Raw genomic sequence first — 6,152 nt, forward strand, 5'->3', positions numbered from 1 at the left:
CGCCCGGAGTTGGTCCGGGGCGTGGGGGGGGCCGGGGCCGAGCGCGGGCGGGGCCTGCCCCGGGGGGGGCTGCCCGGCGCCGGGCCGCTCCCCGGCTGACCGGCCGCGCGGCGGGGCGTGGGCACCGGCCGGCCGGGCGGCGCCCCGGTCCGGGCCGCGTGTGAGGATCGGCCGGTGCTGATCGCCGCCCTGGGCAGTTCGTTCGCGGCCGGCCCGACGCTCGAGCCCGTCGCCGACCGGGCCGCGATGCGGTCGGCGCTGAACTACCCGCACCGGTTGGCCGCCGCGCTCGGCGCCGAGCTGGTCGACCTGACCGTCTCCGGCGCGACCTGCGGGACGATCCTGGAGCACCCCCAAGTGATCGCGCCCGGGGTGCGCTTCGCCCCGCAGATCGACGGTCTGCCGGCGGGTGCCGATCTGGTCACGGTCACCGCGGGCGGCAACGACCTGCGGTTCATCGGCTCGATGATGACCGCGGCCTGGCTCCGGCACGACCCGCGTTCGCCGATGGCGGCGCTGCTGGCCGGCCAGCCGCAGCCGGTCCCGGAGGTGGGGACCGCCGGGTTCGCCGATGCCGTCGGCGGGGTCGCGGCCGACCTGGCCCGGATCGTCGCGCGGGTCCGGGCCCGGGCGCCGCGGGCGCGGGTCGTCCTGGTCGACTACCTGACGGTGCTCGACCCCGCCTCCCGATCGGCGGTCGTCGAGTTCACCGACGCCGAGCTGGCCGGGTTCCGGGCCCGGCAGGACGGCCTGGAGGAGGCGTTCCGGATCGCCGCGGACCGGTCGGGGGCGCCGCTGGTCGCGGCATCGGCGCACAGCCGCGGGCACGGCCTCGGCGCCCCGGAGCCCTGGGTTGCCGACTTCGTGCCGGACGCCCGCCGCACCGCCGGCTCGTTCCACCCGACCGCCGGCGGGATGGCCGCGGTGGCCGGTCTGCTCGTCGAGGCGCTGCGCTGACCCGCTCGGTATAGTCCGGTCCACATGATCATCGGCCCGGCCGGTCGGCGGTCGATCGGGCCCGCACCACGCGCATCCGCGCGGGATGGGGATGCCATGACCCTGCCCACCCGACGACCCGGCCTGGTCACCCTGCTGCTCATCCTGGTCGTCATCGAAGGACTCGTCTCGATCTTCGTCGGCCTGCTGTTCGTGCTGGCCCGGGACAGCGCCTCGGTCAACGGGGATCTGACGGCGGCCGGCGCGACGGGTTCGGCCGTCGCGCTGTGGCTGGGCATCCTGCTCATCGTGATCGGGGTGGTCTACCTGCTGGTCGCCCGCGGGCTGGCCAACGGCAACGGCTTCTCCCGCCTGGTGGTCGCGGCCGTGACCTTGGTCAACATCGTCGGCGGGATCTGGCTGCTGGTGGCCCACCCCGGATCGGCCCGCTGGTCGACGGTGGCCAGCATCCTGCTCGGGGTCGTCGTGCTGGCGATCCTGTACTCGCCCAAGGCCTCGGCCTTCTTCCGTACCAACTGACGTCCGCGGTGTCCCTCGACCCGGCCGAGTCCGTCCGGCGGGCCGCGATCACGCTGTCCGCCGTCGCGCAGAGCGGCCTGCACTACGCCGACGACCGCTACGACGTCGACCGGTACCGCAAGCTGGAAGCATTGGCCCGGGAGCTGCTGACGGTTGCCGGCGGGGGATCGGACGACGGCTGGCGGTTGCAGCTCGGCGACGACCGCGGATACGCGACCCCGAAGGTCGACGTCCGCGGTGCTCTGGTCGACGGCCGCGAACGCGTGCTGCTCATGCGGGAGCGGTTGGACGGCTTCTGGTCGCTGCCCGGTGGCTGGGCCGATCCGCTGGACACCCCGGCGACCGCGGTCGAGCGCGAGGTGCTGGAGGAGACCGGTTACGGCGCCCGGGCGGTCAAGCTCGTGGGCTGCTGGGACCGGGATGCCCGCGGGCACACGCCCCGGCTGCCGTTCTCGATCTACAAGCTGTTCTTCCTCTGCGAGGCCACCGGGGAGGTCGGACCGCCGCAGGCCTTGGAGACGCTGGAGGTCGGCTGGTTCGGCCTGGACGAGCTGCCCCCGCTCTCCACCGGCCGGATCGACCCGTGGGAGCTGGGTCGGATCGTCGCACACCATCGCGACCGGTCCCTGCCCACCGAGTTCGACTGAGCGCGATCCCGCCACGAGCTGGTTGCTGTACCGACTGGTTGGTACAGTAAAAATGGTTGCCGACGGTCGGCGTGAAGGTGTGGGGTAGGACTCGTGTTCGGCTCGTACGCGACGGTGCTGCGGCGCCCGGGGGCGCTGCGGTTCTCCGCGGCGGGCTTCCTGGCCCGGATGCAGATGTCGATGATCGGCCTCGGGGCCGTGCTGTTGCTGTCGGCCGAACGCGGATCGTTCGCGGTGGCCGGCACGGTGTCGGCGATCTACGCGCTGTCCAACGCGGTGATCGGGCCCCAGGTGAGCCGGCTCATCGACTCGTTCGGGCAGTCCCGGGTGGTGCCGATCCAGCTGCTGGTGCACGTGCCCAGCCTGCTGGCGATGATCGCGATCACCCTGTGGACCACCGTGACCTGGCCGATCTTCCTGCTGGCGTTCGTAGCCGGCGCCTCGCAACCGATCATGGGGCCGCTGGTGCGGGCCCGCTGGTCGGCCCAGCTGCACGGCAGCCCGCTGCTGCGGACCGCGTTCGCGTGGGAATCGCTGATCGACGAGGCGGTCTTCATCATCGGCCCACCGCTGGCCACCATCGTGGCGCTGCAGCTCAACCCGAGCGCGGGCCTGCTGCTGGCCACGGTGATGCTCATCGTCGGGTCGATCCTGCTGCTGTCCCAGCGCTCGACCGAACCCACCCCGACCGGCCGGCACGCGGCGGCGGCGGGCAAGCCGGCGATCCTGCTGCCCGGGGTCGCCGCGGTCGCCGCGGTCTTCGTCATGATGGGCGCGCTGTTCGGCTCGTTCGAGGTCACGACCGTGGCCTTCACCAAGCAGGCGGGCGTGCCGGAGGCGGCCGGGGTCGTGCTCGCCCTTTACGCCGTCGGCTCCCTGCTGGCCGGTCTGATCTTCGGCGCGCTGGCCCTGCGGGCCTCGCTGCTGCGGCAGTTCGTGGTCGCCACCGCGGTGCTGGCCGTGGTGACCGCGCCGCTGCCGTTCCTGCCGCTGGTGTGGCAGGTGGCGGTCGGGCTGTTCGTCGCCGGCATCGCCTGCTCGCCCGTGCTGATCTCGGGCATGTCCTTCATCGAGCGGGTCGTGCCGACCGGGCGGCTGACCGAGTCGATGTCGTGGGTGACCTCCGGGGTCGCCGTCGGCATCGCCGGCGCGTCCCCGCTGGCCGGCGTCATCATCGACGAGTTCGGGGCGCGGACCGCCTACTGGGTGACCTCCGGGGCCGCGTTCGGCGCGCTGCTGGTCGCCCTGGCCTTCCTGCCCTCGCTGCGCCGGGCGCAGGCCGGGGCCCGGCCGGCGGAACGGGTGCTGGCCGCGGGCGAGCCCAGCCCGACCACCAGCGCCTGACGTCACCGGTCCGCCCGCACCTGCACCGACTCGCCTCATCCGCAGGTTCAGGATCGATACAGAACCTGCGCGGAGGGGGCGAGTCGAGGAGCGCCGGGCGCCGCGAATGCCCGCCGTCGGCGGCGTCAGGCGGGCCGACCGTCGGCGACGACCGTCTCGTGCGGGTCGGGCGGCGGCACCCGCCGGGGGATCCAGTAGCCGAGCCAGGCGCCGCCGAGCAGGCCCACGACGCCCATCGCGACGATCCCGGCGCCCAGGGTCGCGACCGCGGTGACCCCGGCGATGACGAACGGACCCGCGCCGTTCCCGCCGTCGGAGAACACCCGCCAGATGCCCAGGAAGACCGGACGCTGACCGGGTGGCGCGAGATCGGCCCCGAGCGTCATCACCAGGCCGGCACTCATGCCGTTGCCGATGCCCATCACGATGCCGACGACCATCAGCCAGGTGGCGTCACCGGCCAGCGGGAGCAGGATCAGCGACAGGCCCAGCACCGTCATGGCCGGCACCGCGACCCACATGCGGCCGAACCGGTCCATCACCTTGCCGGCCGGATAGAACAGCAGCATGTCGACGGCGCCGGAGATGCCGAAGATCAGCGAGATGGCCGAGGCCGACAGCCCGAGTTCCTGACCCCACAGCGGCAGCGCGACCTGGCGGACCGCGCGGATCGCGCTGACCAGCAGGACGCCGACGCCCAGGGTCGCGAAGACCGGCCGTTGCTCCCGCAGCACGGTCGCGAACGACGCCCGCGGGGCCACCGCGCCGGCCCCGCCCGGCGCCTGCACCGTCAGGTCGCCCACCACCAGCAGGATGCCGGCGGCGACCAGGGCGGCGACGATGTGCACCGCGTAGGCCCCCCACAGGCCCACCCAGTGCACCATCGCCGACCCGACGAACGGCCCGACGAACAGACCGATCCGGAAGACCCCGCCCAGGGTCGACATCGCGCGGGCCCGCAAGCGGTACGGCACGACCTCGGTGATGTAGGCCTGCCGGGCCAGCAGCCAGACCGCGGTGCACATGCCGGTGAGGAAGATCGCCGCGGTGAACAAGACCAGGTGCTGGGCGACGATGCAGCCGACCAGGGCGAGCACGGTCAGCAGGGCGGCGCCGATCATCGTCGGGCGCTCGCCGAACCGCTGCACCAGCGATCCGGCCGGGACGTCGGCGACGATCTGGCCGAGCCCGGCGGTCGCCACCACCAGCGCCGCGGCGGCCGGGCTCGCGCCCAGGTCGGTGGCCGAGATGACCACGACCGGGGCGATGGCGCCCTGCCCGACCGCGAACACCGCGGGCGGCACGAACGCGGCGGGCGCGATGGCGCGCAGCGTCACCTCGCCGTGCTCGCTGCTCGCCATGCCTGGGGGTCCGTCCTTCCGTCCGGGAAATGAAGGTACGCGAACGACCTGGCCCACGGGCGTCGCGTGGGGTGCCGTCCGGGCCCCGCGATTGACCTCGGCGCCGGAAGGGCCGACGATCAGCGGCTATGAGCAGGCCGACGCATGCGACGATCCGGCAGCCGAAGGGTCGGCCGGTGGGGCCGCCGGCGGAGCCGGTCGACCTGAGCGGTCCGCCGGCCGTCCCGGCTCGGGTCGTGGCCGTGCCCGGTCTGGTTCGCCCGAGTCCGGCCGGGCCGGTGCCGGCCCCGGCGGCGCCGGTGAGCTCGGTCATCCGGCGCACGGTGACGGTGAGAAACATCGACTTCAACCCCGACCTGAACCGCCCGACGGACGCCACCGTGGAACTCGGATCCCTGTGGTCCGGGATCCGGGACGGCATCCTGGAGAAACTTCCCGCCTACCAGAACCAGGCCAGGAACGTCCTCGATCAGGTGCAACAAGGCGACTACGAGGCGCAGGACGTGGACGCACTGACCGTGGTGCTCACCAACGCCATCGTGAGCGGGTACGTCACCAAGGGCCTGGCCGGTATCCGGGGCTCGCAGCCGGTGCTGGAGTCCGTCGTTCGCCGATCCGTGGTGGCCGCGCTGACCCCCACCCAGATGGACAAGGGCGAGCGGACGGCGTTCGACGCCCTGGTCACGAATGTCGGCGAGGCCGGGATGTCCCGGGCCAAGGGCCGGCCGACGCCCATCTCCGTCGACTCCCTGCCGTCGTTCCTGGCCACCGAGGTCGAGGCGTGCCACGAGGAGATCGCCCAGGAGCGCGCCCGCTGGCGGCGGGAGAGCCTGACCATGGACAACCTGAACGAGCAGATCCTGTGCGCCGACGTGGGCGCCAGGCTGCGGAACGGCCACTATCAGGGCAATCACACCAACCGCGCGGGCTGGTTACCCGTCGTTCCGCTCCCGGTCCACCCGGCTGCGGGCATCCGCCAGTCGATCCTGGCCAAGGCGAGCCCGACCCTGCTGGCCGCGCTGAATCAGCCCAACCCGATGGTCGCCATCCGGAACAACCGCCTCGATCGCGTCGAGTACGAGAAGCTGCACGCCCAGGCGTTGGCCGGCTACTCGGACCGGCAGGTGGCCGACATGGCCATCGCAGCGGTCGGTTTCGGGGTGTCGGTGTACCTCGAATTCCACCTGAGCCACCAGATCAGCCGGCTGATGTACGACTTCGTGAATCGGCAGTTCTATCTGACGGCGCACTACAAGTGGAAGGACGGGTACAACCCGTTCTTCCTCGTGACGGGTCTGCCCCAGCTCTGACCCGGCCGGGTCGG

The 6,152-nt window shown here is 72.9% G+C and carries 6 protein-coding genes; 5 read left to right on the forward strand and 1 reads right to left on the reverse strand.

What is annotated here, in order from left to right:
* The first annotated feature begins 174 nt into the window (after positions 1 to 174).
* The 4 genes from ACOJUF_RS11425 to ACOJUF_RS11440 all read left to right on the forward strand — a co-directional run bounded on the left by ACOJUF_RS11425 (position 175) and on the right by ACOJUF_RS11440 (position 3,467).
* A complete protein-coding gene (locus ACOJUF_RS11425) occupies positions 175 to 957 on the forward strand; it encodes a GDSL-type esterase/lipase family protein (protein ID WP_420121970.1) in 783 nt (260 codons plus the stop codon).
* A 96-nt stretch (positions 958 to 1,053) separates the two neighbouring features.
* Positions 1,054 to 1,476, forward strand: coding sequence for a hypothetical protein (locus tag ACOJUF_RS11430; protein WP_420121971.1), 423 nt, complete (start codon positions 1,054 to 1,056; stop codon positions 1,474 to 1,476).
* A gap of 8 nt (positions 1,477 to 1,484) precedes the next feature.
* A complete protein-coding gene (locus tag ACOJUF_RS11435) occupies positions 1,485 to 2,123 on the forward strand; it encodes an NUDIX hydrolase N-terminal domain-containing protein (protein WP_420121972.1) in 639 nt (212 codons plus the stop codon).
* Between the two features lie 93 nt (positions 2,124 to 2,216).
* Complete coding sequence (locus tag ACOJUF_RS11440) at positions 2,217 to 3,467, forward strand: MFS transporter (RefSeq protein WP_420121973.1); 1,251 nt, start codon at positions 2,217 to 2,219, stop codon at positions 3,465 to 3,467.
* Positions 3,468 to 3,592: 125 nt separating this feature from the next.
* Here the strand turns inward: ACOJUF_RS11440 and ACOJUF_RS11445 are convergent, their stop codons facing one another.
* Positions 3,593 to 4,828 carry an MFS transporter gene (locus tag ACOJUF_RS11445; protein ID WP_420121974.1) on the reverse strand — a complete coding sequence of 412 codons (1,236 nt, stop codon included), beginning with the start codon at positions 4,826 to 4,828 and terminating at the stop codon, positions 3,593 to 3,595.
* 128 nt (positions 4,829 to 4,956) lie between these two features.
* Here ACOJUF_RS11445 and ACOJUF_RS11450 point away from each other — a divergent pair, with 128 nt between their 5' ends.
* Positions 4,957 to 6,138: a hypothetical protein gene (locus ACOJUF_RS11450; protein WP_420121975.1), complete on the forward strand. Its 1,182-nt coding sequence runs from the start codon at positions 4,957 to 4,959 to the stop codon at positions 6,136 to 6,138.
* The last annotated feature ends 14 nt before the right edge of the window (positions 6,139 to 6,152 follow it).

Source organism: Nakamurella sp., assembly GCF_048594475.1.
In the GTDB taxonomy this organism is placed as follows: domain Bacteria; phylum Actinomycetota; class Actinomycetes; order Mycobacteriales; family Nakamurellaceae; genus Nakamurella.